Raw genomic sequence first — 25,443 nt, forward strand, 5'->3', positions numbered from 1 at the left:
TTAAGGAATTCACCATGAAAAGCGAACACGTCAAAGGCGCCGTCGAAAAAGTGGCCGGCAAGGCTCAGGGTTTTATCGGTGACCTGACCGGCGATGAACAGTTGCAAGCCGAAGGTATGGCCCGTCAGGCGGCCGGCCAATTGCAACAAACCTACGGCGATGCACTGGACACCGTCGGTGACTTTGCCAAAAACAAACCCCTGGCTACCGTGGCCATTGTGGCCGGCGTCGGTCTGTTGCTGGGCCTGTTGCTGCGTCGGCGCTGAGGGGGCCTGAATGTTTAGCCTCTCGCAACTGCGCAACTGCATCGAGGAAGCCTTGCTGCCCCTGACCTGCGAGTTCACCCTGTGCAGGGACGCGTCATTGACCCTGAAGGTCTTCGATGCCGAAACCGGCCGAGTGGACCTGGTGGTGACGGGGATCAGCGTCAACAAACTGAAAACCCCGCAAGACGTGGAAACGATGGTCGAGGAGCTGCGTTACGAGCTGCAAAGCAACACGGTAGGCCGGGTCAATCTGGATGACTTGCCCCTCGCCCCTGTGTAGCCGCTGCCGAGGCACGAGGCTGCGATGCGTGTCCGCAGGACCGCCCTTGGGGGCCTGCTGCGCAGGCCATCGCAGCCTCGTGCCTCGGCAGCGGCTACAGGTCAGCGGGCCTTCAGTGACGCCCCGATAAAGTAGAACACCCCGCCACCGACAATAAACGCCACCAGCATGTAGAACATGTAGTGGGCCGGCAGGCTGGCCAGCACCAGCCCGCACAACACCGGCCCCAGGGCGGCACCCAGGTTGGACAGGTTTTGCGCCCCGTAATACATGCCCCGCAGGTGGTCCGGGGCAATCCGGTCGATAAACATGTACTCGGCCGGAATCACGATGATCTCCCCCACCGTGAAAATCGCCATCGCCGCCACCCACCACCACAGGTGGGTGGACAACGCGAATCCGATCACTCCCAGCATGAACATGCCCAGGCCCAGGATCAGCCAGCGGCTCAGGTGACGATGGGAGATGCGCCGGCCAATCACGTACTGCAAGCCAATCACCACCAATGCGTTGGTGGTGAGCACCGCGCTGATGACGCTGTAGGCGTAGTCCGCCGTGCTGGTGGTTACAAGGTACTGAGACAGGTACGCCGTGAACTGGCCAAAAACCACCGCACTGAGCAAGCAGCCCAGGGTGAAGCACACCAACCGATGGTCCCGCAGCAACACCCGCAGAACGGCCAGGAATGGCACCGGCTTTTGCGCAACCTCAACGGTGGCCAGGGTCTTGTCGCCCCAGCGCCAATACAGCAGGAAAAAAACCACCCCCAGGCCTGCCGAGATCATAAATGGCAGGCTGATATCGACCTTAGCCACCATCGCCCCAAAAAACGGCCCCACCGCGTAGCCGATATTGGTCAGGGTGTATTTGATGGAAAACACTTCACTGCGTGCGTCTTCAGGCAGCAGGCTGGCAAAGCCGGCTTTGACTGCGATGTCGATCACTGAGTAAGCCAGGTTAATCAGGATCAGGCAGGCATAGAACGATTCGATTCCCCGTACCAGTACCGTCCCGAAAAATCCCATGGCAAACACCAGGCTCAAACCGAGCAACAGCCGATAACTGCTGATCCGGTCCACCAGGAAACCGCCGTACACACTGAGCAGAGAGCCGACGATCAAGGAACTGCCAATCACCAGGCCAACCTGGCTGATGCTCAGGGCAAACTGGTCGGTCAGGTAAATCACCAGGTACGGAAAGGTAATCGCCCTGGCCAACGTCAGGATCAACGTGGCCGACAGCAACAGATTCACGGCACGGGGGTAGTTTTTTATTGTCTTCAGCATCCTGCTCTCATTCTTTCAAGGGCGCCGCTCAAGGACGCTGGTGCGGCCGACGGGCGGATGTACCTTAACCCAAGATGAAAGACAAAAAAGGCTGACTTATGCATTTATGCAAAAATAAAATGCACTATTTATAAGCTAAGATCGCTCACTCCCTCGCCGCTGATAAGGATATCCCCATGTCTGTCACCACTATCGTGATTCTGGTCATCGTCGCCCTGCTGGTGTTCTACGCCATCGGGATCTACAACAAGCTGGTGACCCTGCGTAATCGCTTCAAGAACGCCTTCGCCCAGATCGAAGTGCAGCTCAAGCGTCGCTACGACCTGATCCCCAATCTGGTGGAAACCGCCAAGGCCTACCTGAGTCATGAGCGCGAAACCCTCGAAGCGGTAGTCGCGGCGCGTAATACCGCACTGGCCGGCCTCAAGGCAGCGGCGGCCCAACCGGGCAACCCGCAGGCGATGGCTCAGTTGGGCCAGGCAGAAGGTGCGCTCACCAGCGCCATGGGCCGCCTTAACGTGACCATGGAAGCCTACCCGGACCTCAAGGCCTCGCAGAACATGCAGCAATTGAGCGAAGAACTGACCAGCACCGAAAACAAGGTGGCCTTCTCGCGCCAGGCGTTCAACGACTCGGTCATGGCCTACAACACCTACAAGCAGACGTTTCCGCCAGTGCTGTTCGCCAACCTGTTCGGGCACAGCGCCGATGCCAGCCTGCTGGAATTTGCCGACAGCGCACAGATCCAGGACGCGCCCAAGGTGTCGTTCAACTAACCTTCGCCCACGGATGGCCCGATGAACTTTTTCGAACACCAAGACCGCGCCCGGCGCCACACCGGGCGCCTGGTGCTGTTGATGGGTGCGGCGGTGCTGAGCCTGATCGTGGTCACCAGCGGGGTGCTGATCGTGATCCTGCGCAGCCAGAAAGACCTGTCGGTGAACTTCTCCAACGGGCAACTGCTGCTGGACGTCTCCATTGTGGTGTTCGCCGTGGTGTTGCTGGGCAGCCTCTACAAAACCATCCAGTTGCGGGCGGGCGGCAAGGTGATTGCCGAACGCCTGGGTGGCCGGCTGATCAACCTCGACCCGCAAGGCCTGGACGAACGCCGAGTGCTCAACATCGTCGAAGAAATGGCCATCGCCTCGGGCACCCCGGTGCCGGCGGTGTACGTGCTGGATGACAATTCGATCAATGCCTTCGCCGCCGGATTAACGCCCCAGGACGCGGTGATCGGCGTCACTCGCGGTGCCGTGGCCCTGCTCAATCGCGAAGAGCTGCAAGGGGTGATCGCCCACGAGTTCAGCCATATCTACAACGGTGACATGCGCCTCAATACCCGTCTGACGGCGGTGATCCACGGGCTGTTGCTACTGGGGTTGATTGGCGCGCTGATTCTGCGCGGGGTGTCCTATCGCGGTTCATCTTCAAGCAGCAACAAGAGCGGTAATAATGGGGCGATGGCAATCATGGCCGTCGGCGGCGCGCTGTGGGTGCTGGGGTATACCGGGACGTTTTTCGGCAACCTGATCAAGGCGGCCGTCAGTCGCGAGCGGGAATTCCTCGCCGATGCGTCGGCGGTGCAATTCACCCGTAACCCCCAGAGCATCGCCGGCGCGCTGAAGAAGATAGGCGGTCACGCCCAGGGTTCACAATTGCAGGCGGCCCACGCGGCTGAGTTCAGCCATCTGTATTTTGGTGCCGGGGTGAAGGCCGCCATGAGCGGCATGATGGCGACCCACCCGCCACTGGAAGTGCGTATCCAGCGGGTCGACCCGCAGTGGGATGGGCAGTTTCCCGCCGTGGAGTTCCTGGGAGAGGCACCACCGCCCAGCACCGGTTTCCAGGCCGGCTTGAATGAACCTGCCCCCGCCAAGGAATTGGTGTTCGACCTGTTGGCCATCCAGCAATCCATCGCCGCCATTGGTGAGCCTGGTCCTGCACATCTGGACCACGCACAGTCGGCCCTGAACAACCTGCCCGACGCCTTGCGAGACGCCGCCCATAGCAGTAACGGTGCCCAGGCCTTGATCTGCGGACTGCTACTGGATCCGGTTGCGTTCTTACAGACCCAGCAACTGGAGCGCTTGCTGCCCAAGCTTGCACCGGATATCGCCCAGGCCCTGGAAGCCCTGCGCCCTGCCCTGGCCAACCTGGATCAGCACCTGCGCCTGCCGCTTATCGACTTGGCGATCCCTGCCCTCAAGCAACTGAGCGTCGAACAGTTCAAGACCTTCAGAAGCCAGCTGGCCCTGTTGATCCTGGCGGATGACCGCATCGACCTGCTGGAGTGGACCCTGCTGCGCATCGTTGAACGCAACGTATTGGGCGCGCCCAAGGTCAGCGCCAAATACAGCCTCGACCAGGTGGCGAACGACATCGCCTTGCTGCTCGGTTCACTCGCACGTGCCGGCAACAGCGAACCTGCTCTGGTCCGCCAGGCCTTCGATCAGGCCAGCGCCAGCCTGCCATTGCCGGCATTGACGCTGAATGCCGCCGGAGCCAACGAATGGCAAGACCTTGAAACCGCCCTCAACCGCCTGCGCCAACTCAAGCCCCTGGAAAAGCCCACCCTGCTCAAAGCCATGGCCGTGTGTATCGAGCAGGACGGCCAGATCACGCCGGCAGAAGCCGAGTTGATGCGCGCCGTGGCCGATGTACTGGATTGCCCGATGCCGCCATTATTGGCAACCCCCTGACCGCCCATCATCGAGTCTGATAACAATGAAAACAGCCATGACCCGAACCAAGCTTCTCGCCAGCTCCCTGATCGTCATCGCCGTGATCGGCGGCTCGGCGTATTACCTGATGGAAAGGCGTGCGGACAATGGCCTGCTTACCGGGGTTGAGTACAGTGAGGAACAGCTCAACGAAGGCGGCGTCGAGGACCTCAAGGCACTGTCGCTGCCGGAAGCGAAAAAACGCCTCAACTACCTGGTCCTCGACGTGCGCGACAGCATTAACCGTATCGCGATGATCGAGGGCATGCGCCTGGAGATTTCCTCGGCTAAAGCCACGCCAGCGGATCCCCAGGAGAAAAAAGAGCTGCAATACGAGCAGCCATTTGTGCCCTTCCCCACTCAAGATCTACAAACCGCACTGGTGTCCCTCAAGCAAACCCCGGTGCAGTTCCAGCAACTGTTTTTCGACAACCAGTCCGGGCTGAAACTGGCGGTCGAGCCCATTCGCGATGTGCTCAAACGCGGCGCGTTGCCGGATCAGCGGGTAGAGGATCGCTATCAGGTCCAGACCGTTTATTTTCGCGACGGCACGCAACAGCCCTTCGCCGAGGTAGCGGTCAAGGACAGCAGCGCTGACGAGCAAGAACAGGACACCACCAAAGTGGAGCTCTCGCTGAATAAACCGGTGGAGCGCATCAGCGTCGCACTCACTTACCAGAGCTACCCCGGTTTCAAGAAGGTGGTGCTGGACAAGGCCCATCCGAAAGTCACCGCTGACGGTGGCGAAGTGTATCAACTGACCGCCCTGGCCGACGCCAGCGCGTCCCTGCTGCTGGCCACGCCCAAGGGTAAAACCTATGTGATCCAAGGCTTGAGCGCCGACGGCAAGCCTCTGTTCAGTGGGGGCAACAGCTCCAATTCCTCGCCTACCACCGGACAAAAGGCCAACCTGCGCAAGTACTACGACGAGTTGCTGCGTATGGAAGACAACTTTTCGAGCTTCAAGAGTGCCGCAGCCGTGCAGGATCACCTGGAGCAGTTCGCCAAGAACCTGCCGAGTACCGACAGCGACCTGAACAACATCCAGGCTCATTACCGCTTTGAAGACACCCCCGAAAGCATCGTGATCTACCTGCTGGACCCGGCCCAACCCCAGACGCTGACGCTGGACATGAACAACAGCGTGGCGGCCCAGGAGCGCTACATCGCCTACGACAACAAGACCGAAAAGAGTGGTTTCATCGACAAGAATGGCGTTTGGGTGGTGAAACCACGCTTTGAACGGGTCGACTACAGCCAGGTGCCGGGCATCTACAACATGGTGGTGGGTGCAAAACCCCTCGGTGACGGTGACGATGACGGGTGGCGGCAACTCATCACCCAATACTTCATGTTCACGCCCGGCACCAACACCCTCAAGCAACTGCCGTTCGACATTATCGAGCAACAGATCAACGACGACCTGATCGTCGTCGAACAGATCACCAATGGCCCCTACGGTGTCTTCGACATCAAGCAGCAGCAGATCGTGGTGCCGATGAAATACGTCAATCCAGAGGTGGTGGGCTCACTGTTCATTGCCCGGCCTGGTACCAAGACCTACAAGACCGAGGCCAACTACGGCATCTGGTCCCTCTCGGGCAAGGAACTGCTGCCACCGCGCTATCGTTCCATCAGTGCCAAGGATGGGTTTATCTACACCACCTCCACCGACAGGGATCAGAATGATGTCTACGACCTGGCCCTGAAAAAGATCACCCCGCCAGGTTTCACTGCACTCGGCGTCTTCGACAACGACCAGCCGCTGCTGATACAGGAGCGCAAGACCCGCCAGTTCGCCTTCATCGACACCCAGGGCAAAACCCTGCCCATCAGCCTGCCGTACGATAACGTCGAGAGCTTTTCCAATGGCATGGCGGTGATCCGGAAGGATGAGCGTTACGGCGCCATTGACCTGACCGGCAAGGTGCGGGTACCGCCCACCTATAAATCGATCAATGCTTTTCAAAAGAACCTCGCTGCTGCCGAAATGGAAGGGTTCGATGGCCTGGTGCTGATCGACAAGGACAACACGCTGGTAAAAAAACTGGGCCACGAACTCTCCGCCCATGTCGGCGCCAACAGCAATGATGCGAGCTATCAGGTCTGGGATGCCAAGGAGGAAAACCGGATCAATGTGTTTGATGCCGAGGGTAAACAGACGGATAGTTATGTGCGCGAGTGAGGGAGCGGGTGTCAGCCGACCTGTTCTCTGAAAAGAGCCCCGTTTACGTGTAGGAGCTGGCTTGCCTGCGATAGCGGCAGATCAGACGTTGAGGTGCAGGATGTGCCGCCCTCATCGCAGGCAAGCCAGCTCCCACAGAAAAGCCAATCCACCACCCACTTTCTCCAATTATTGCGCTCGTGAAATTAATCGTGTAATTTTTCATGAAATTTCTTGATAAAAATTTCACGAAACCACCCCATGGACAAACAAGAAGAACTGGCCGCCCTGGCGATCCTGATCCACGACCTGCGCAAGCACAAGAAACTCACCCTGACCCAACTGGCGCAAAAAATCGACCGGTCGGTGGGTTTCCTGTCCCAGGTCGAGCGCGGCCTGTCCCGGCCGACGGTGGCCGACTTGACCGCCATCAGCCATGCCCTCGATGTGCCCACCACCTATTTCTACAGCCTGTCCAAACCCAAGGCAGTGGAGTGGATCACCCGGCCCAACGAACGGCGCACGGTGTATTACGCCAACGGTATCACCGACATTCTGGTCTCGCCGAGCATGCAGGGGGCGTTCTCGATCCTCGACAGTTTGCTGGCACCCGGCGCCAACAGTGGCGAACAAACCATGAGCGACCGTGCCGAACAAGCCGGCTACGTGCTGGAGGGTGAGTTGACGCTGTGGGTCGAGGGCGAAACCGATTCGGTGACCCTGGGCCCCGGCGACAGCTTTCACCTGGCCGCCTTCGCCCACTGCCGCTACGGCAACCTGACCGATCTGCCCGCCCGCGTCCTGTGGGTCTATAACTGAGCGCCGATCACGGCACACAAAGGAGCGTCACCCGTGCAAAGCAAGTCTTCCACACTGTTGGCTGAAGTCCGGACGTTTCGCCAGAACCATCCCGACGTGCGCTACGTCGACCTGATCGCCCTGGACATTCCCGGGCACTTCTACGGCAAGCGCTACCCGGTGGAGATGCTGGAAAAAGTTGCCGCCGGCAGCCCCCTGAAGCTGCCACAGAACGCCGTGCTGCTCGGCGCCCAGGGCGGGTTGTTCAAGATTGGCGATTATTGCTTCAACGACGGCGACCCGGATGCCAATCGCCGCCTGGTACCCGGCACTCTCAAGCCGGTGAGCTGGGAGGCGCAACCCCTGGGGCAGATGCTGATCACCTCGGACGGCACCGAGGCGCCCATCGAGTTCGAACCTCGCGAGGTGCTGGCCAAGGTCCTGGAACGCCTGCACCGCAAAGGCATTCACCCGGTGGTGGCCTTCGAGCTGGAGTTTTATCTGTTCGATAAAAAACTCGAAGATGGCCTGCCACAATTTGCCCGTGATCCGTTGAGCGATGACAGCGACGACCAACCCAACCTGCACATCGAGCGCCTGTCGCGCTTTGGCACGGTGCTGGACGACATGGCGCAAACCGCCAAGGCCCAGGGTATCGACATCACGGTGATCACCGCCGAACTGGGCCCGGGCCAGTTTGAAATCAATTTCGGCCACCTGGACGACGGTCTGCGCGCTGCCGACTGGGCCGCCCTGTTCTGTCGCAGCACCCGTGGGGTGGCCCTCAAGCACGGCTACCGCGCCAGCTTCATGGCCAAGCCGTATTTGCAGCATCCGGGCAGTGGCATGCATGTGCATGTCAGCCTGTATGACCCGGTGGGTAACAACCTGTTGGCGGCCCATCAGCAGCAACCGTTGCGTCACGCGGTGGCCGGTTGCCTGGAGCTGCTCCCCCATTGCATGCCGATTTTCTCGCCCAACCACAACGCGTTCCGCCGCCTGGGCGGTACGGTTAACGCCGCGACCCGTGCTTGCTGGGGTTTTGAGGATCGTGATGCGTGTGTGCGTATCCCTGAGTCCGACCCGCGCAACCTGCGGATCGAACATCGGCTGGCCAGTGCCGACGCCAACCCCTACCTGGTGCTCGCGGCCATTCTGGTGGGCCTGGAGCACGGCCTGGACGCCGGTCGCGAGCCCATCGCGCCGTTGAATGAAGACCGTAACAGCGGTGCGGATTTCCCTCTGGAAATGCTCGAAGCGGTGCGTGCCATGCAGCATCAACCGGTGTTGCGCGAAGGGTTGGGAGCGGAGTTTGTCGACGTCTATTGCGAAAACAAACGCCAGGATCATCTGGCCTTCCAGCAGGAGATCCATGCGCGGGAATATCGCTGGTATCTGTAAACCTGTGAACCTGTAGCCGCTGACGAGGTACGAGGCTACGATGCGTGTCCGCAGGACCGCCCTCGGGGGTCGCTGCGCAACCCATCGCAGCCTCGTGCCTCGTCAGCGGCTACACAATAAGGACTTGCCCATGACCGACCAAAGCGCCCCGGCCCTCAAGGAAATCTTCAACGTCGAACGCCTGCAACACATCGCCACTGAGATGACCGCGGTGTACCCGGCGTTCAACGCCAAGGGCTTCCTCAAGTACGCCAAGGCCGGGCTGGCTGAGTTGTCGGTCATGCAGCGCATGGCCCGGGTCAGCGAAAGCCTGCACGCGGTGATCCCGCTGGATTACCCGCAGACGCTAAAACTGTTGTATGCCCTCGCGCCGCGGATCAACAGCAGCTTTGTCAGCCTGTTCCTGCCTCACTTCGTGGCGAGCTACGGCGCCGATGACTTCAAGCGCTCCATGGCGGCCCTCAAGTATTTCACCACCTTTGGTTCCGCCGAATTTGCCGTGCGGCATTTCCTGCTACGGGACTTCGAACGCACCCTGGCGGTGATGCAACAGTGGTCGCTGGATGCCAACGAACACGTGCGACGCTTGGCCAGTGAAGGTTCCAGGCCGAGGTTGCCCTGGTCGTTTCGCCTGGCCCAGGTGCAGGCAGACCCAGCGCTTTGCGCCTCGATCCTCGACAACCTCAAGGCCGACAGCAGCCTTTACGTACGCAAATCAGTGGCCAATCACCTCAACGACATCACCAAGGACCATCCGGACTGGGTGCTGAGCCTGATCGAAGGTTGGTCGCTGGATAATCCCCACACCGCCTGGATCGCCCGCCATGCCCTGCGCAGTTTGATCAAGCAAGGCAACACCCGGGCGCTGACGATCATGGGCGCGGGAGCCAAGGCCGAGGTGAACATCCGGCACCTGAAGGTGACGCCGGCGGTGGTCAAACTGGGTGAGCGAATCAACCTGTCCTTCACCCTGGAGTCGATCGCCAACGCCCCACAGAAACTGGTGGTGGATTACGCCATCGACTACGTGAAAAGCGCCGGCCATAGCTCCGCCAAAGTGTTCAAGCTCAAGACCTTCACCTTAGGCAGCGGTGAGCACCACGCGATTACCCGAGCCCAACACCTACGAGAGTTGACCACCCGCAAGCACTACCCCGGCAAACATGCGGTGCATGTACTGGTTAATGGCGAAAAGCTGGCCAGCACTGAGTTCGAACTGCAAAATCAAACTTAGCCTACGTAACAAAAGGCTCTATCTCGGGCCTTTCAGTGCAATAAATTGTCGGACAATGCTGGCATTATCATTTGCGAGCCATTATCATCTAGTGCCTTCTCGGTACCGGCAAGGTACTTGTGACAATGTTCCACTTGAGGCGCCCATGCACCGTTTCCCGTTTTACCGCCCTTTGATTTGCGCCAGTCTGGGGCTTGTCAGCCATTCTGTTTTCGCCGCACTGCAACCCGTGGCCGAAGCGCCGGTAGCCAGTGACACCGAAGTGCATTGCCACTTCAACCGCGACGCCAGCAGTGACTGCACCACCACCTACCACTACACGATTCTCAAACCCAACGGCCGGGAAATGCTCTCGCGGATCGATTTCAGCTATCCGGAAGGCGACGGGGTCGAACTGATCAAGGCTGAATCCATAGCGCCCGGCGGCAAGCCGGTTCCCCTGGACAAGACACAGATCGATACCCGCACCGCTCCCAACCCGGACCAGGGCTTTTCCCGGGAGAAACAAACGTCCCTGGCCTTCCCCAACCTGCGGGTCGGCACGCAAGTACGCTACACAGTGCGCGAGCATCACGCCGCCAAGCCCTTGGTAACCGAGTTCCACTACGCCTTGCAGTTCGGCCCCAGCGCCGCACGCCGTGACCGGTTCAAGATACGCTTCACCGCCGAACGCCCCATCGAGTGGCGCAGCGAGTTGATGGATGGCTTCACCATCACGCCGTCGGCCAACCGCAAGACCCTGGACGTGGTGCAAAAAGCCCCGACCTACGTCAACTACATCAACGAGTCCGCTAACGCCTACATCCGCGTGAACCCGCGTATCGAAGTGGGCAGTTCCCTGGACCGTCAGCAGTACTTTGGCCCTTTTGCCCAGCGCTACAACGAAATCCTCGGCGCGAGCTTGCCGCCCCAGAGCGCCGCCGCCGTGGCCAGCACTCGCGACTTGCCGCCCGCGCAAATAGTCTCGGTGTTGATGCAGCACATCAACGACCACTACCGTTACCTGGGCGACTGGCGCGCGTCGGATCGCGGTTATATACCCTTCAGCCTGGCGCAGATCGAACAGCACGGCTACGGCGACTGCAAAGACCTGTCGACCTTGCTCGCAGCGATGCTCAGGGCCAGCGGAATCAAGGCCGAAACCGCCTGGGTCAGCCGTGGCGATGTGGTCGAGTCCCTGCTGATTCCGGGCACCCATGCGCCGAACCATGCGATCGTCCGTGCCGAAATCGACGGCCAGGTGTGGTGGCTGGACCCGACCAACCCGGTCTTCGCCCCCGGCCAGACCCTGCCCGACATCCAGGACCGCTGGGTACTGGTGAGCGACGCCCAGGGCCAGGTGCGTGAAGAACACATCCCGCTGCAAGCCGCCGACACCACGCTGATCCTCGACAAACATGAACGCTTTGATGCCAAAGGCAACGCCCGCGTCTCGGCCACCATCGACTTCCGCGGCCTGCCACTGATGCAACTGAGCGTCGCCGACCGCCAGCAAGGCACCACAGCCACTGACCAGAACATCTGCGACAACTTCGGCAAGCAGATCACCGACTGCCAGGTCAAACGACCCGTCACCGCGTTTGCGGTCCCGGCCACCTACAAAGTCAGCGCAACCCTGACCGACCTGCGTCCGATGGAGCCGCTGGGCGGCGACCACCTCTACACCGACAGCCTGCTGCAAGACAATTGGGATGGACTGCTCAACTACCGGCGTAATGCTCAGCTGGGGGATCTATACATGGGCAATCCCGAAACCCTCGACTACACCATCAGCCTTTCCGGTGGCCGAATCGACAAGGATATCCCGGGCTGCCAAGTGCGCTCACCGTGGTATGACCTCGACCTGACAGGTGAGCGAGTCAAAGGCGATTGGCGCTATCACTACACGCTCGTGCAGAAAAAACGCTGGTTGATCCATGATGAAATCGTCAGTGCACCGTTTGAGAAAATGCTCAATGAGGCCCGCGCCTGTGGGGAGCAGGTGCGTCAGGTGGTGAAGCTCTAAAGCCTCGCCACAAATCCAGTGTGGGAGCTGGCTTGCCTGCGATGGCGGAGTCTCAGGCGACATCAATGTTGACCGTCAGACCGCTATCGCAGGCAAACCAGCTCCCACCTATGGATCCGGTTTCGCCAGCTACGTCTCACCCAACAACAACCCCTGCTCCCGCGCGCACAACTCCACCACGTAATCCCACAACACCCGCAACCGCACCGACTTGTGCAGCTCGCGCCGGGAACTGATCCAGTAACTGCGCTGGATACTTTCCCCCGGCAACAACGGCACCAGGTCCGGATCTCCCGCCGCCATAAAACATGGCAACACGGCAATCCCCAACCCCGAGCGCGCCGCCTGGTGCTGGGCGATGACGCTGGTGCTGTGGAATACCACCTTTGGGTTGCGGCAAAAACTGCTGAGGAATTTCAGTTCCTGGCTGAACAGCAGGTCATCGACGTAATCGATCCAGGCATGTACCGCCAGGTCTTCGCGCTTTTCAATCGGTGGCGTTCGGTCCAGGTAGCTGCGGCTGGCGTAGAGAGCCAGGCGGTAGTCGGTGAGTTTGCGGGTCACCAGTTGGTCGACGCTGGGCCGTTCCAGGTGGATGCTGATTTCCGCCTCGCGGTTGAGGATGCTGACAAAGCGTGGCACCGCCACCAGTTCCACTTCCAGCCCCGGATAGCGCTCGAACAAGCCGCCCATGCGTCCGGCCAGAAACATCACGCCCAACCCTTCGGCAACGCCAAGGCGAATCTTGCCCAGGGGTGCGGCGGAATGAGTCAGTTCTTCCTCGGCCAGCAGCGCGACGTTTTCCATGGCCTCGGCGTGTTTGAGCAGCGCTTCGCCGGAGGGCGTCAACTCATAGCCTTGGGCGTGCTGTACAAACAGCGCGGTGCCGAGGCTTTTTTCGATGGCCTCGATGTGCCGCGCCACCGTGGCGTGGGTGGTTTTCAGGCGTTGCGCGGCAGTGAGCAAGCGTCCGCTACGCTGTAACTCAAGAAAGAACCGCAGATCATTCCAGTCGAACATCTCGCCTCCCCTCACTCCATAAGCGCAGCGCTGTCTAAAAACGCACAGCAGGTGGGTAAAAACTAACATTTTTAAGACGAAAACTAACAACTAGGATGGAGCCAATAAGAAAAACAAGCGAGACCTCAGATGCCCATTGCAGCTGCGCAATACGATTACGTGGTGGTAGGCGCCGGCCCTGCGGGCTGCCTGCTGGCCAATCGACTCTCTGCCAACCCTGCCCATCGCGTGCTGCTGCTTGAAGCCGGCGGTCGTGATAACTATCCCTGGATTCATATCCCCGTCGGCTACCTCTTCTGCATCGGCAACCCGCGCACCGACTGGTGCTTCAAGACCGAAGCCCAGGAGGGTCTGCAAGGCCGTGCCCTGAGCTACCCACGTGGCAAGGTGCTGGGCGGCTGCTCCTCGATCAACGGCATGATTTATATGCGTGGCCAAGCCCGGGACTACGACGGCTGGGCGGCTGAAGGCAACCCCGGCTGGGCCTGGGATGACGTGCTGCCGCTGTTCAAGCAGAGCGAAAACCATTTTGCCGGCGACTCGCCGTTTCACGGTGACGGCGGCGAATGGCGCGTGGAACAGCAGCGCCTGCACTGGCCAATCCTCGATGCCTTTCGCGACGCAGCCCAGCAAAGCGGTATCGAGAACATCAGCGACTTCAACCAGGGCGATAACGAAGGCTGCGGTTACTTCCAGGTCAACCAGAAATCCGGGGTGCGCTGGAACGCAGCCAAGGCGTTTCTCAAGCCGATTCGCCAGCGCCCCAACCTCACGGTGTTGACTGGCGTTGAAGTCGACCGTGTGCAGCTGGAAAACGGCCGCGCCGCCGCCGTGATCGGGCGTCAGCAAGGCCAGCAGATCACCTGGCGAGCGCGCAAGGAAATCGTCCTGTGCGCCGGCGCTGTCGGCTCGCCCGGCATCCTGCAACGCTCCGGCATTGGCCCAGCCAGCGTGCTCAAGCCGTTGGGCATAGAGGTACTTCATGAATTGCCCGGTGTCGGCGGCAACCTGCAGGATCACCTGCAATTGCGGCTGATCTACAAGCTGGAAAACGCCCGCACCCTGAACCAGGTCGCCGGCACGTTGTGGGGCAAGATGGGCATGGGTTTGCGCTACCTCTACGACCGCAGCGGCCCATTGTCCATGGCGCCCAGCCAGCTTGGCGCGTTCGCGCGCTCGGGGCCGGAGCAGACCTCGGCCAACCTCGAATATCACGTGCAGCCGCTGTCTCTGGAGCGCTTCGGCGAACCCTTGCACGCCTTCCCGGCCTTTACCGCGTCGGTCTGTGACCTGCGCCCGCAAAGCCGTGGGCGCATTGATATTCGCTCGGCCGATCCCCAGGATGCACCGCTGATCCGGCCCAACTACTTGAGCCATCCCGAAGACTTGCGGGTGGCCGCCGACGCCATTCGCCTGACCCGGCGTATCGTTGCCGCACCGGCCTTGAAATCATTCAATCCGGTGGAATACCTGCCCGGCGCTGCCCTGCAAACCGAAGAACAGCTGCACGAAGCCGCCGCGCGGATTGGCACCACCATTTTCCACCCGGTAGGCACCTGCCGCATGGGCAGTGACAAAGACGCCGTGGTCGACGCGCAGTTGCGGGTTCATGGCATCCCCGGCCTGCGCATCGCCGACGCGTCGATCATGCCGCGCATCACTTCCGGCAACACCTGCTCACCGACGCTGATGATCGCGGAAAAAGCCGCGCAACTGATCCTTTCGCCGAACACAAGGAGCCTCGCCCAGGAGAAAGAACTCGTTACTGCAATCTGAACAGCGATGCCGATCCGGCGTCGACAGTGGAACAACAATAAATAATCACTGTGAGGACTACCCAATGTCAGAACATGCTCAACCGCTGGACCCCGTTATCGGTGTGCGATCCAGTAATGATACGCAGAAGGTCATCTTCGCCTCCTCCCTGGGGACGGTGTTCGAGTGGTATGACTTTTTCCTGTATGGCGCCCTGGCGGCGGTGATCAGCAAGCAGTTCTTTGCCGGGGTCAACGACACCACGGCGTTCATCTTTGCGCTGATGGCCTTTGCGGCCGGCTTTGTGGTGCGCCCGTTTGGCGCGCTGGTGTTCGGTCGACTGGGGGACATGATCGGACGCAAATACACCTTTCTCGCCACCATCATCCTGATGGGGCTGGCGACCTTTTGCGTCGGCCTGCTGCCCACCTATTCGAGCATCGGCATCGCCGCGCCGATCATTCTGGTGGCGCTGCGCATGCTCCAGGGCCTGGCGCTGGGCGGCGAGTATGGCGGCGCGGCCACTTACGTGGCGGAGCACGCCCCGGCCGGCAAGCGCGGGTTCCACACCAGTTGGATTCAGTCCACCGCCACCCTCGGCCTGCTGCTGTCCCTACTGGTCGTGCTGGCCTGCCGTTACTTCACCGGTGACCAATTCGAAGTCTGGGGCTGGCGCCTGCCGTTCCTGCTGTCGATCGTGCTGCTGGGGATTTCCACCTGGATCCGCATGAGCCTGCATGAGTCGCCGGCCTTTCTGAAAATGAAAGAAGAAGGCAAGGCGAGCAAGGCGCCGATCCGCGAGTCCTTCGGCAAGTGGGAAAACCTCAAGGTGGTTCTGATCGCCCTGTTCAGCATTAACGCCGGGCAAGCCGTGACCTTTTATGCCGCGCAGTTCTATGTGCTGTTCTTCCTCACTCAGTTCCTGAAGATGGACCCGGCCCTGGCCAATATGCTGCTGATCATCAGCGTGGTGATCGGTGCGCCGTTCTTTATCTTCTTCGGCTGGCTGTCGGACAAGCTGGGGCGCAAGCCGGTGCTGATGGTCGGCCTGCTGCTGGCCACGGCGCTGTACTTTCCGATCTTCAAGGGCCTGGCCCACTACACCAACCCGGCGATGGACCAGGCCAGAAACCAGGCGCCCATCACCGTACTGGCGGACCCGGCCACTTGCACCTTCCAGTTCGACCCGGTGGGCAAGGCGCGTTTCGACAGCCCCTGCGACAAGGTCAAGACCTTCCTGGTGAAACAGGGCCTGCCCTACCACAGCGCTGCGGCCCCGGCGGGTAGCGCGGTTCAGGTAAGCGTGGGTGACGTGCGTATCGATGGCTATGACGAGGCCGCACTGAAAGGCGCAGTGACGCTGGCGGGCTACCCGCAATCGGCCGACGTGGCACAGGTCAACAAAACCATGGTGGTGGTACTGATCGTCGCGCTGATCCTCATCGCGGCGATGTGCTACGGGCCGCTGGCGGCGTTGATGGTGGAACTGTTCCCCACCCGCATCCGCTACACCTCGATGTCCCTGCCCTACCACATCGGCAACGGCTGGTTCGGTGGCTTCCTGCCGACGGTGTCGTTTGCCTTGGTGGTGTACACCGGCGATATCTTCTACGGCTTGTGGTACCCGGTGGTGATTACCGGGGTGAGTTTGATTGTCGGGCTGATTTGCCTGAAAGAAACCAGGAATGTGGATATCGACAATAACTGAGGAATGATCCAGGGAGATCCAATGTGTGGACTTGTGTGGGAGCCGGGCTTGCCCGCGATAGCATCACCTCGGTGTAACTGATACACCGAGGCGCCTGCATCGCAGGCAAGCCAGCTCCCACATTTGGTTTTTGGGTTGAACACATAAATTGCTGTACATCCATACAGATAACAGTTGCTGAAACACGCTGTACTGAGCATCCTGCACACCATCAATCCGATTCGAATGGGGTGACCATGCGGCTGTTCCTCTGTGAAAAACCATCCCAGGCCAAGGATATCGCCGCCGTGCTCGGCGCGACCCGCCGTGGTGACGGTTGCTGGCTGGGGCCGGGCGTCACAGTGACCTGGTGCATCGGCCATCTGCTGGAAACCGCCCCACCCGATGCCTACGACGCCAAATACAAACGCTGGGTGCTGGCCGACCTGCCCATTGTTCCGGAAAAATGGAAGATGCTGGTCAAGCCCAAGACCGCCAGCCAGTTCAAGACGGTCAAGCGTCTGCTCGGGGAGGCACAGGAGTTGGTGATCGCCACCGACGCCGACCGTGAGGGCGAGATGATCGCCCGGGAGCTGGTAGAGCATTGCCGTTATCGCGGGCCGATCCAGCGTCTGTGGCTCTCGGCGCTGGACGATGCCTCGATCCGCAAGGCCCTCGCGGCCCTCAAGCCCGGCGCTGAAACCTTCAGCCTCTATCACTCGGCCCTCGGACGATCCCGGGCCGACTGGCTGATCGGCATGAACATGAGCCGTCTGTTTACCCTGCTGGGTCGCCAATCCGGCTATCAAGGCGTATTGCCGGTCGGCCGGGTGCAAACCCCGACCCTGCGCCTGGTGGTCGACCGCGATCGCAGCATCGCCGACTTCGTGCCCGTGGCCTACTGGGTCATCGATGTCGATTTGCTCCACGACGCCATCACCTTCACCGCCCAATGGCGCGCCACCGAAGACGCCTGTGACGACCAGGGCCGTTGCCTGAACCCGCAACTGGCCCGGGATGCGGCAGCCGCCATGAGCAACGCCGCTACCGCGCGGTTGATCAAGCTGCGCACCGAGCGCATGCGCGAAGTGGCGCCCCTGCCCTTCGACCTCGGCACGCTGCAGGAAATCTGCTCGAAAAAACTCGGCCTGGGCGCCCAGGAAACCCTGGATATTGCCCAGTCGCTCTACGAAACCCACAAGGTCATCACCTACCCGCGCAGCGATTGCGGCTACTTGCCCCTGAGCCAGCACAGCGACGCGCCGGGCATTCTTGCGGCGCTGGGCCGGGCTGATCAGACGGTCCAGACGTTGATGCCGCATATCGAGCCGCAACGTCGCTCCCGGGCCTGGAACGACGCCAAGGTCAGCGCCCACCACGGCATCATCCCCACCGGCGCCGGCAAGGACCTCGGGCAACTGGCGGGTAAACACCGGGCGGTCTACACCCTGATTCGCGCCCGCTACCTGGCGCAGTTCCTGCCCAACCACGAATACGACCGTACCCAGGCTGACTTCGACTGCGCGGGAGAAGCCTTGCGAGCAGTAGGCAAAGTCATCGTCGAACCGGGTTGGAAACGCGCATTGCCCGAAGCCCTGGCACCGACCAAAGGGCGTGAAGCGCCTGCGCCGCAGTCCTTGCCGATGCTGGTACAGGGCAATGATTACGCCGTGGCCAAGGTCAACCTCAAGGACTTGTGGACCCAGCCGCCCAAGCCCTTCACCGAAGGTGACCTGATCAAGGCGATGAAAAACGTCGCCAAACTGGTGGAAGACCCGCTGCTCAAGCAGAAACTCAAGGACACCACCGGGATTGGCACCGAAGCCACCCGCGCCGGGATTATCCAGGGCTTGCTGGACCGGGGTTATCTGGTGAAAAACGGCAAGGCCCTGTCGGCGACACCGGCGGCGTTCAGCCTGATCGATGCGGTGCCACGGGCGATTGCCGACCCCGGCACTACGGCCATCTGGGAACAAGCCCTGGACATGGTCCAGAGCGGGGAGATGAGCCTGGAGGAATTCGTCGCCAAACAGGCAGCCTGGATGAGCAAGCAGGTGACGCGCTGCACCGGCATGCGCTTGACCATCAGCGGTCCGGCCAGCCCGGCGGGGCGTGGCGCCACTCCATGGAAAAACAAACGCAAACCGGCCAAGCGCAAGGCAACCGCCAGCCCTAAACGGACGGCAAAGCCGGCAAACAAGGTATAAAAGGGAGGAAAATTTGGGACAATGACGTTTTTCGACCAGATATACGCCGCTTTGGACCTTGCCCTGCCGTGGGCGGTCTAGGATTCTGTAGGGACTGCTAACCTCCTAACGATAACAACACCGGAGTGGCCTCGATGAAAACCGTTGCGCAACTGCTCAAGTCCAAAGACCAGCAAAACCAGCAAGTCCACACCATCCCCCATGACCATACGGTGTTTGAGGCGCTGATCGTGATGGCGTCGAAAAACGTCGGGGCCTTGCCGGTCATGAAGGATGGGAAGGTAGCCGGGATAATCAGTGAGCGTGACTACGCCCGTAAGGTGATCCTCCATGGCTTGTCCTCTGTGACGACCAAGGCCCACGAGATCATGAACTCACCGGTGATCACCGTCGACACTCACCAGAGTGTCGAGACCTGCATGAATATCATGACCGACCGACATCTGCGGCACCTGCCTGTGGTAGAGAACGGAGAGCTCCTTGGCCTGCTGTCCATCGGTGACCTGGTCAAGGAAGCCATCGCCGAACAGGCTGACCTGATCAAACAATTGGAACAGTACATTCGCGGCGAATGAGGGCTTCATGCTCGATACCCTGGACCATCAAACCGATATTCACCTCGACATCCTGCACCGGGCCATGGCCGAACGGCGGTTTCTGGTCCTGACCGGTGCGGGTATCAGCACGTCTTCGGGGATTCCCGATTATCGCGACAGCGAAGGTGTGCGCCGGGGCAAGGCGCCAATGATGTACCAGGATTTCCTGGCCACCGCACAGGCGCGACGACGTTACTGGGCACGGGCGATGCTCGGTTGGCCGAGGGTGCGCCTCGCGCAGCCGAACAAGGCCCATATCGCGCTGGCAACCTTGCAGGAACGCCAGCTCATCACCGGGCTGATCACGCAGAACGTCGACACCCTGCACGACCAGGCCGGCAGCCATGACGTGATCGAATTGCATGGCAGCTTGCACCGAGTGCTCTGCCTCGACTGCCATCTGCGCAGCGAGCGGGGTCTGATCCAGCACCTGATGGAGACCGAGAACCCCTACCTGGCCGGTGTCGACGCCATCCAGGCCCCCGACGGCGACACGTTGCTGGACCCAGCCTTCGAAGAGCGTTTTCAGGTGCCCCACTGCCCTCATTGCAATGGCCAACGGCTGAAACCGGACGTGGTGTTTTTTGGTGAGAACGTCGCCCAAGCCACCGCAGCCAAAGCGATGGCCGCCGTGGAACACGCCGAAGGGTTGTTGGTGGTCGGGTCGTCACTGATGGCTTACTCGGCGTTTCGCCTGTGCAAGGCGATGGTTGACCAGGGCAAACCCGTCATCGCCATCAACCTGGGTAAAACCCGGGGCGACGATCTGCTACAAGTAAAGATCGAAGCCTACTGTGAGCATTTGCTACCGCTGCTGGCCGAACGCCTGTAGCCACTGCCGAGGAACGAGGCTGCGATGCAGTCCGCAGCCGCTGCGTCGGGATGCCGCATCAAACCCATCGCAGCCTCGTTCCTCGGCAGCGGCTACAGGGCCAGAAGATGACGCACAAGTCACCTTTTCGCGCATTCTCCCGTCCCCACAGCCATTTATGTAGTGCTCAAAAATAATCACTACATAACCGTTGACGTAACCATTTTGTAATTGCATGATTCAAGCGTCTCCCGGATCGGGAGCGTTGGTAACACGCGTTTTGAACAAGCTCGTCTGACCGCCGAGCTGTTTTTTCCGGATGTGCACTGCCCACAAGGCAGATTGATGAAGCTGACCGGCCCGAAAGGATCGGTACAAGGAGCTCAAACGCTGCTTGTCTTCGTTATGAAACCATTGCGTAGCAGTTCATCAGCAAGACTACATGCATCAGGTTCAAGACCCTGCCCGTATTCGGCAGACAGTCGCTGACGCCCGGTTTTCGGAACCGGAGACAACTGAAACGTTTTAACGAATCAACTAAAGATCGCCAACTGGTCAAGGGGCTTACACATGAATCTGAACAACCAACCAACTATCGAAGAATTGGCTGAGATGTTCGCAGCGCAGAAAGACAAGCTCGACGACCATATCCTCTGGATTGGTAAATCGGGCCAGGTCCATATTGACTGCCTGGCGCCCCATACCGTGGAAGAAGAGTTCGACAAGAATAACCGCGAACTGGCCGCACGCCTGAAGATGTACCGCCGTGGCCAGGGTTATGTCGGCAAGAAGGCCGCCGCCGATCGCAACTTTATCGAGCAGGTGTTCCACACACTTAATACTGAATGGCAGAACCTCAAGGGCCATTCGCAGGTTAAAGTGATCGATAGATACTGCTGAAACCCGTCACTCGATTAAAGGTGGGAGCTGGTTTGCCTGCGATAACGGTTTAATAGTCGACAACTAGGTTGAATGTTAAATAGCTATCGCAGGCAAGCCAGCTCCCACACGTATTAGTGCCAACTTAAAGCCTTGGGAAACATCCCTTCCCCGCCTCAGCTAAAAAAATATCAAACATGGCTTGGGCCGCCGCAGAAAGTTCATGACCGGGTTTGGTCAAAACACCAATCGGTCGTTCGATCACCGGGTCCCGAAGGGTGATGCAATGGGCGCCCGCCTCCTCCATCTGCCGCGCACAGAGCGCCGGCACCGCACTGACACCCAATCCACTGGCAACCATTTTGCCCACCGTCGCCAATTGATGGCTCTCCAATGCCACCGGCAACTTCATGTCCAGCGCTCCCAGATGCTCTTCCAGCATCACCCGCACTGTGGACGGCCGCTGCAAGGTAATGAAGGGCTGCTCCAGCAAGGTTTTCCAGTCGATCTCGGCCATCCGGGCCAAGGGCGAATCACCCGGCACGACCGCGATAAAACGATCCACATACAGTGGAGTAAACGCCAAGGACGAACCCACCGATGGCTCGAACGCCACGCCCAGTTCCACCTGACGGTCGCGAACCATCTCCAGCACCTGCTCATTGATCACGTCGTTGACCGTCACGTTGACCTGGGGATAGCGCGCGCGAAAAATCTTCAACACCGGCGGCAGAAGATTGCCGGCGAACGACGGCATCGCTGCCACCGTCACTCGTCCACGCTGCAAGGTGAAGCGCTGGCGCAGTTCATCCTCGGCGTTGTCCCAATCGGCAATCAGACGTCGGGCCAGGGGCAACAGCGACTCACCTTCAGGCGTCAGCGCAACGTTGCGGGTATTACGGCTGAACAAACGCCCACCCAACCCTTCTTCCAGGCCTTTGATGGTCAAGCTCAAGGCCGACTGAGAAAGGTGCAAGCGCTCACACGCGGCGGCAAAACTCAGGCTCTGGGCCACGGCAAGAAAGGCCCGCATCTGTTTAACTGTCATGACGCTGCTCCAGATAACCGACGATTGTGCTGTTTTTTAAATCAATCAACCTTAAAAAACAACTTAACAAATCAATCCGTCAGCGCAACACTCGGGGCATATGGCTGGCCCACAAACAATAAAAGAGGTGCATATGGCAGGTTTCGATAAACGCGTGGCGTCCTACGAGGAAGCGCTGGCGGGTCTGGAAGACGGCATGACGGTCCTCGCCGGTGGCTTTGGCCTGTGCGGGATCCCGGAAAACCTCATCAATGAGATCAAGCGCAAAGGCACCCGCGACTTGACAGTGGTTTCCAACAACTGCGGCGTCGACGGCTTCGGTTTGGGCGTGTTGCTGGAAGGCAAGCAGATCAGCAAAGTGATCGCCTCCTACGTCGGTGAAAACGCCCTGTTCGAGAAGCAATTGCTCAGCGGCGAAATCGAAGTGGTCCTGACGCCCCAAGGCACCCTGGCAGAAAAAATGCGCGCAGGCGGCGCCGGCATCCCGGCCTTCTTCACCGCCACCGGCGTCGGCACCCCAGTGGCCGAAGGCAAGGAAACCCGCGAATTCAATGGCCGTCCGTACCTGATGGAAGAATCCATCACCGGCGACTTCGCTATCGTCAAAGGCTGGAAAGCCGACCACTTCGGCAACGTGATCTACCGCCACACGGCACAGAACTTCAACCCGCTGGCCGCCACCGCCGGCAAGATCACCGTGGTCGAGGTCGAGGAAATCGTCGAGCCGGGCGAGTTGGACCCGTCGCAGATCCACACCCCTGGCATCTACGTCGACCGGATCATCTGCGGCACCTTCGAGAAGCGCATCGAACAGCGCACCGTCCGCAAATAATCCTGCCCCAGCCCGAATAACAAGGAGACAAAACATGGCTCTTACCCGCGAACAAATGGCTCAACGCGTCGCCCGCGAAATGCAGGACGGTTTCTACGTCAACCTCGGCATCGGCATTCCGACCCTGGTGGCCAACTACATCCCCGAAGGCATGGAAGTGATGCTGCAGTCGGAAAACGGCCTGCTGGGCATGGGCCCCTTTCCGACCGAAGAAACCATCGATGCCGACATGATCAACGCCGGCAAGCAGACCGTCACCGCACGCGTCGGCGCCTCGATCTTTTCCTCTGCAGAGTCCTTCGCAATGATTCGCGGCGGGCATGTCGACCTGACCGTACTGGGTGCGTTTGAAGTCGACGTCCAGGGCAACATCGCCTCGTGGATGATCCCCGGCAAGCTGGTCAAAGGCATGGGCGGCGCCATGGACCTGGTGGCCGGTGCGGACAACATCATCGTCATCATGACCCACGCCTCCAAGGACGGTGAGTCGAAGCTGCTGAGTCGTTGCAGCCTGCCGCTGACCGGTGCCAACTGCATCAAGCGCGTACTGACGGACCTGGCTTACCTGGAAATCGAAAATGGCGCTTTTGTCCTCAAGGAACGCGCACCTGGCGTCAGCGTTGAAGAGATTGTCAGCAAGACCGCCGGTAAACTGATCGTCCCGGACCATGTTCCAGAAATGCAGTTCGCTGCCCAGTGAGGAAAGATTCCATGCAAGACGTCGTCATTGTTGCTGCCACCCGCACCGCCGTGGGCAGCTTTCAGGGCTCCCTGGCCAGTATCCCGGCACCGGAGCTGGGCGCTGCGGTGATCCGCCGCCTGCTGGAGCAGACCGGCCTTGACCCCGCGCAAGTGGACGAAGTGATCCTCGGCCAAGTACTGACTGCAGGCTCGGGCCAGAACCCGGCGCGCCAGGCATCCATCCTTGCCGGCCTGCCGCACGCCGTACCGGCCATGACCCTGAACAAGGTCTGCGGCTCAGGCCTCAAGGCCCTGCATCTGGGTGCGCAAGCGATCCGTTGTGGTGACGCCGACGTGATCATCGCCGGCGGCATGGAAAACATGAGCCTGGCGCCCTATGTCCTGCCAGCCGCCCGCACCGGCCTGCGCATGGGCCACGCCAAGATGCTCGACAGCATGATCACCGACGGCCTGTGGGATGCGTTCAACGACTACCACATGGGCATCACCGCCGAGAACCTGGTGGACAAGTACGGCATCAGCCGTGAAGCCCAGGATGCATTCGCCGCTGCGTCCCAGCAAAAAGCCAGCGCTGCTATCGAGGCCGGGCGTTTTGCCGATGAGATCACGCCGATCCTGATCCCCCAGCGCAAGGGCGACCCGATTGCCTTTTCGGTGGATGAACAGCCACGTGCCGGCACGACAGCCGAGTCCCTGGCCAAGCTCAAGCCGGCGTTCAAGAAAGACGGCAGTGTCACCGCCGGTAATGCCTCCAGTCTCAACGACGGCGCCGCTGCGGTGCTGTTGATGAGTGCTGACAAGGCCAAGTCCCTCGGCCTGCCGGTACTGGCCCGTATCGCGAGCTACGCCAATGCCGGCGTTGACCCGGCGATCATGGGTATTGGCCCGGTCTCGGCCACCCGTCGTTGCCTGGACAAGGCCGGCTGGAAACTGGGCGACCTGGACCTGATCGAAGCCAACGAAGCCTTTGCCGCGCAGTCGCTGGCGGTGGGCAAGGAACTGGAATGGGATGCGACCAAGGTCAACGTCAACGGCGGCGCGATTGCCATTGGTCACCCGATTGGTGCGTCAGGTTGCCGGGTGCTGGTGACCCTGCTTCACGAAATGATCAAGCGTGATGCCAAGAAAGGCTTGGCGACCTTGTGCATCGGTGGTGGTCAGGGTGTGGCGTTGGCACTCGAACGCAGCTGAGTTCAGCGAGCAACAGAGAGAAGGCCTGGTTCCACGAAAACCGGGCCTTTTCTTTGCCAGGGGCTGATTTTCTGTAGCCGCTGCCGAGGCACAGGGTTTTCGGGGCACTCAAGAGGTCTTCAGTGCGAATTCGATTGCGGTACCGCAAACACCGCACTCGCCCGTACCACCACCTTCTCCCCCACCTGCAGGCTGACCGTGGCAAATGCCATCTGCCGTCCACGCTTGTGATTTTCCAGCCGCACCTCGATCCACTCTCCCACCTGCACGGCGCCCATATAGTCCAGGGTCATGCTCGCCGTCATCAGCGCCAGCGGCGGCTCGCTGGAAAATGCCATCGCATAGCCCATGCCGATATCCGCCAGGGTTGCCAACACACCACCGTGGACCGTACCGCGCCCATTGGCGTGACGTGGGTCGGCACGCAGGCCAATTTCCAGTTGCAGGCCTTCGCCCCGGCAATACACCGGACCGAGCAGGTCCAGCAGCGGGCTGCTGCGAGATAGCGGGGTGAAACCTTCAGGAATAGCGATCATGACGAGTTCCTCTTGGGCGTCTGGC

Annotated in this window: 22 protein-coding genes; 18 read left to right on the plus strand and 4 right to left on the minus strand. The window is 60.3% G+C overall.

All coding sequences use genetic code 11. From position 1 onward, the window contains the following. The first annotated feature begins 14 nt into the window (after window positions 1–14). Window positions 15–266, plus strand: a complete 252-nt coding sequence (locus tag GNF76_RS18620; protein ID WP_155584591.1) for a CsbD family protein — start codon at window positions 15–17, stop codon at window positions 264–266. A gap of 10 nt (window positions 267–276) precedes the next feature. Next, on the plus strand, window positions 277–546 hold the full coding sequence (locus GNF76_RS18625) for a DUF1652 domain-containing protein (protein ID WP_155584592.1): 270 nt from the start codon (window positions 277–279) through the stop codon (window positions 544–546). Window positions 547–647: 101 nt separating this feature from the next. Here the strand turns inward: GNF76_RS18625 and GNF76_RS18630 are convergent, their stop codons facing one another. Further along, complete coding sequence (locus GNF76_RS18630) at window positions 648–1,832, minus strand: MFS transporter (protein ID WP_155584593.1); 1,185 nt, start codon at window positions 1,830–1,832, stop codon at window positions 648–650. A 176-nt stretch (window positions 1,833–2,008) separates the two neighbouring features. On the opposite strand from GNF76_RS18630, the gene GNF76_RS18635 reads away from it, so the two are divergent. From GNF76_RS18635 to GNF76_RS18665, 7 genes are all read left to right on the plus strand, one after another. Continuing rightward, window positions 2,009–2,608, plus strand: a complete 600-nt coding sequence (locus GNF76_RS18635; RefSeq protein ID WP_155584594.1) for a LemA family protein — start codon at window positions 2,009–2,011, stop codon at window positions 2,606–2,608. A 21-nt stretch (window positions 2,609–2,629) separates the two neighbouring features. Next, window positions 2,630–4,531 carry a M48 family metallopeptidase gene (locus GNF76_RS18640; RefSeq protein ID WP_155584595.1) on the plus strand — a complete coding sequence of 634 codons (1,902 nt, stop codon included), beginning with the start codon at window positions 2,630–2,632 and terminating at the stop codon, window positions 4,529–4,531. 37 nt (window positions 4,532–4,568) lie between these two features. After that, a complete protein-coding gene (locus GNF76_RS18645; protein WP_246211938.1) occupies window positions 4,569–6,737 on the plus strand; it encodes a WG repeat-containing protein in 2,169 nt (722 codons plus the stop codon). Window positions 6,738–6,977: 240 nt separating this feature from the next. Continuing rightward, window positions 6,978–7,535, plus strand: coding sequence for a helix-turn-helix domain-containing protein (locus GNF76_RS18650; RefSeq protein ID WP_155584597.1), 558 nt, complete (start codon window positions 6,978–6,980; stop codon window positions 7,533–7,535). Between the two features lie 33 nt (window positions 7,536–7,568). Beyond that, entirely contained in the window at window positions 7,569–8,915 is a 1,347-nt protein-coding gene (locus GNF76_RS18655; protein WP_178123402.1) for a type I glutamate--ammonia ligase, read from the plus strand. A 130-nt stretch (window positions 8,916–9,045) separates the two neighbouring features. Continuing rightward, window positions 9,046–10,149 (plus strand): DNA alkylation repair protein, encoded by a 1,104-nt coding sequence (locus tag GNF76_RS18660; RefSeq protein WP_155584598.1) that lies wholly within the window; start codon window positions 9,046–9,048, stop codon window positions 10,147–10,149. Window positions 10,150–10,294: 145 nt separating this feature from the next. Next, window positions 10,295–12,154 carry a DUF3857 domain-containing transglutaminase family protein gene (locus tag GNF76_RS18665; protein ID WP_155584599.1) on the plus strand — a complete coding sequence of 620 codons (1,860 nt, stop codon included), beginning with the start codon at window positions 10,295–10,297 and terminating at the stop codon, window positions 12,152–12,154. 129 nt (window positions 12,155–12,283) lie between these two features. Here GNF76_RS18665 and GNF76_RS18670 read toward each other — a convergent pair whose 3' ends face one another. Further along, complete coding sequence (locus GNF76_RS18670; RefSeq protein WP_155584600.1) at window positions 12,284–13,174, minus strand: LysR family transcriptional regulator; 891 nt, start codon at window positions 13,172–13,174, stop codon at window positions 12,284–12,286. 129 nt (window positions 13,175–13,303) lie between these two features. On the opposite strand from GNF76_RS18670, the gene GNF76_RS18675 reads away from it, so the two are divergent. The 6 genes from GNF76_RS18675 (at window position 13,304) to GNF76_RS18700 (ending at window position 21,130) form a co-directional block, all read left to right on the plus strand. After that, the gene (locus GNF76_RS18675) at window positions 13,304–14,950 is read left to right on the plus strand and encodes a GMC family oxidoreductase (RefSeq protein ID WP_155584601.1); all 1,647 of its coding nucleotides are present in this window, start codon (window positions 13,304–13,306) and stop codon (window positions 14,948–14,950) included. 64 nt (window positions 14,951–15,014) lie between these two features. Then, window positions 15,015–16,637, plus strand: coding sequence for an MFS transporter (locus GNF76_RS18680; protein WP_155584602.1), 1,623 nt, complete (start codon window positions 15,015–15,017; stop codon window positions 16,635–16,637). A gap of 236 nt (window positions 16,638–16,873) precedes the next feature. Beyond that, complete coding sequence (locus GNF76_RS18685) at window positions 16,874–18,823, plus strand: DNA topoisomerase III (RefSeq protein ID WP_155584603.1); 1,950 nt, start codon at window positions 16,874–16,876, stop codon at window positions 18,821–18,823. 134 nt (window positions 18,824–18,957) lie between these two features. After that, window positions 18,958–19,398, plus strand: coding sequence for a CBS domain-containing protein (locus GNF76_RS18690; RefSeq protein WP_155584604.1), 441 nt, complete (start codon window positions 18,958–18,960; stop codon window positions 19,396–19,398). A gap of 7 nt (window positions 19,399–19,405) precedes the next feature. Further along, complete coding sequence (locus GNF76_RS18695) at window positions 19,406–20,251, plus strand: NAD-dependent protein deacetylase (protein ID WP_155584605.1); 846 nt, start codon at window positions 19,406–19,408, stop codon at window positions 20,249–20,251. 549 nt (window positions 20,252–20,800) lie between these two features. Further along, complete coding sequence (locus GNF76_RS18700; protein WP_155584606.1) at window positions 20,801–21,130, plus strand: hypothetical protein; 330 nt, start codon at window positions 20,801–20,803, stop codon at window positions 21,128–21,130. Between the two features lie 124 nt (window positions 21,131–21,254). On the opposite strand, the gene GNF76_RS18705 is transcribed toward GNF76_RS18700, so the two are convergent. Next, complete coding sequence (locus GNF76_RS18705; protein WP_155584607.1) at window positions 21,255–22,157, minus strand: LysR family transcriptional regulator; 903 nt, start codon at window positions 22,155–22,157, stop codon at window positions 21,255–21,257. A 133-nt stretch (window positions 22,158–22,290) separates the two neighbouring features. Here GNF76_RS18705 and GNF76_RS18710 point away from each other — a divergent pair, with 133 nt between their 5' ends. The 3 genes from GNF76_RS18710 to GNF76_RS18720 are packed head-to-tail and all read left to right on the plus strand — an operon-like array spanning window position 22,291 to window position 24,882. After that, a complete protein-coding gene (locus GNF76_RS18710; protein ID WP_155584608.1) occupies window positions 22,291–22,989 on the plus strand; it encodes a CoA transferase subunit A in 699 nt (232 codons plus the stop codon). Between the two features lie 34 nt (window positions 22,990–23,023). Then, the gene (locus tag GNF76_RS18715) at window positions 23,024–23,689 is read left to right on the plus strand and encodes a CoA transferase subunit B (protein ID WP_155584609.1); all 666 of its coding nucleotides are present in this window, start codon (window positions 23,024–23,026) and stop codon (window positions 23,687–23,689) included. Between the two features lie 11 nt (window positions 23,690–23,700). Then, window positions 23,701–24,882 carry an acetyl-CoA C-acetyltransferase gene (locus GNF76_RS18720; RefSeq protein ID WP_155584610.1) on the plus strand — a complete coding sequence of 394 codons (1,182 nt, stop codon included), beginning with the start codon at window positions 23,701–23,703 and terminating at the stop codon, window positions 24,880–24,882. Between the two features lie 119 nt (window positions 24,883–25,001). Here GNF76_RS18720 and GNF76_RS18725 read toward each other — a convergent pair whose 3' ends face one another. Next, window positions 25,002–25,418 carry a PaaI family thioesterase gene (locus tag GNF76_RS18725; RefSeq protein WP_155584611.1) on the minus strand — a complete coding sequence of 139 codons (417 nt, stop codon included), beginning with the start codon at window positions 25,416–25,418 and terminating at the stop codon, window positions 25,002–25,004. Between the last annotated feature and the right edge of the window lie 25 nt (window positions 25,419–25,443).

Source organism: Pseudomonas spelaei, assembly GCF_009724245.1.
In the GTDB taxonomy this organism is placed as follows: domain Bacteria; phylum Pseudomonadota; class Gammaproteobacteria; order Pseudomonadales; family Pseudomonadaceae; genus Aquipseudomonas; species Aquipseudomonas spelaei.

Excerpts from the sequence above, each read along its gene's own strand:
- GNF76_RS18705 (WP_155584607.1), bottom strand. The coding sequence starts at position 22,157 with ATGACAGTTAAACAGATGCGGGCCTTTCTTGCCGTGGCCCAGAGCCTG.
- GNF76_RS18690 (WP_155584604.1), top strand. The coding sequence starts at position 18,958 with ATGAAAACCGTTGCGCAACTGCTCAAGTCCAAAGACCAGCAAAACCAG.
- GNF76_RS18630 (WP_155584593.1), bottom strand. The coding sequence starts at position 1,832 with ATGCTGAAGACAATAAAAAACTACCCCCGTGCCGTGAATCTGTTGCTG.
- GNF76_RS18650 (WP_155584597.1), top strand. The coding sequence starts at position 6,978 with ATGGACAAACAAGAAGAACTGGCCGCCCTGGCGATCCTGATCCACGAC.
- GNF76_RS18710 (WP_155584608.1), top strand. The coding sequence starts at position 22,291 with ATGGCAGGTTTCGATAAACGCGTGGCGTCCTACGAGGAAGCGCTGGCG.
- GNF76_RS18635 (WP_155584594.1), top strand. The coding sequence starts at position 2,009 with ATGTCTGTCACCACTATCGTGATTCTGGTCATCGTCGCCCTGCTGGTG.
- GNF76_RS18660 (WP_155584598.1), top strand. The coding sequence starts at position 9,046 with ATGACCGACCAAAGCGCCCCGGCCCTCAAGGAAATCTTCAACGTCGAA.
- GNF76_RS18725 (WP_155584611.1), bottom strand. The coding sequence starts at position 25,418 with ATGATCGCTATTCCTGAAGGTTTCACCCCGCTATCTCGCAGCAGCCCG.
- GNF76_RS18670 (WP_155584600.1), bottom strand. The coding sequence starts at position 13,174 with ATGTTCGACTGGAATGATCTGCGGTTCTTTCTTGAGTTACAGCGTAGC.
- GNF76_RS18665 (WP_155584599.1), top strand. The coding sequence starts at position 10,295 with ATGCACCGTTTCCCGTTTTACCGCCCTTTGATTTGCGCCAGTCTGGGG.
- GNF76_RS18675 (WP_155584601.1), top strand. The coding sequence starts at position 13,304 with ATGCCCATTGCAGCTGCGCAATACGATTACGTGGTGGTAGGCGCCGGC.
- GNF76_RS18640 (WP_155584595.1), top strand. The coding sequence starts at position 2,630 with ATGAACTTTTTCGAACACCAAGACCGCGCCCGGCGCCACACCGGGCGC.
- GNF76_RS18695 (WP_155584605.1), top strand. The coding sequence starts at position 19,406 with ATGCTCGATACCCTGGACCATCAAACCGATATTCACCTCGACATCCTG.
- GNF76_RS18685 (WP_155584603.1), top strand. The coding sequence starts at position 16,874 with ATGCGGCTGTTCCTCTGTGAAAAACCATCCCAGGCCAAGGATATCGCC.
- GNF76_RS18720 (WP_155584610.1), top strand. The coding sequence starts at position 23,701 with ATGCAAGACGTCGTCATTGTTGCTGCCACCCGCACCGCCGTGGGCAGC.
- GNF76_RS18680 (WP_155584602.1), top strand. The coding sequence starts at position 15,015 with ATGTCAGAACATGCTCAACCGCTGGACCCCGTTATCGGTGTGCGATCC.
- GNF76_RS18625 (WP_155584592.1), top strand. The coding sequence starts at position 277 with ATGTTTAGCCTCTCGCAACTGCGCAACTGCATCGAGGAAGCCTTGCTG.
- GNF76_RS18700 (WP_155584606.1), top strand. The coding sequence starts at position 20,801 with ATGAATCTGAACAACCAACCAACTATCGAAGAATTGGCTGAGATGTTC.
- GNF76_RS18715 (WP_155584609.1), top strand. The coding sequence starts at position 23,024 with ATGGCTCTTACCCGCGAACAAATGGCTCAACGCGTCGCCCGCGAAATG.
- GNF76_RS18620 (WP_155584591.1), top strand. The coding sequence starts at position 15 with ATGAAAAGCGAACACGTCAAAGGCGCCGTCGAAAAAGTGGCCGGCAAG.
- GNF76_RS18645 (WP_246211938.1), top strand. The coding sequence starts at position 4,569 with ATGACCCGAACCAAGCTTCTCGCCAGCTCCCTGATCGTCATCGCCGTG.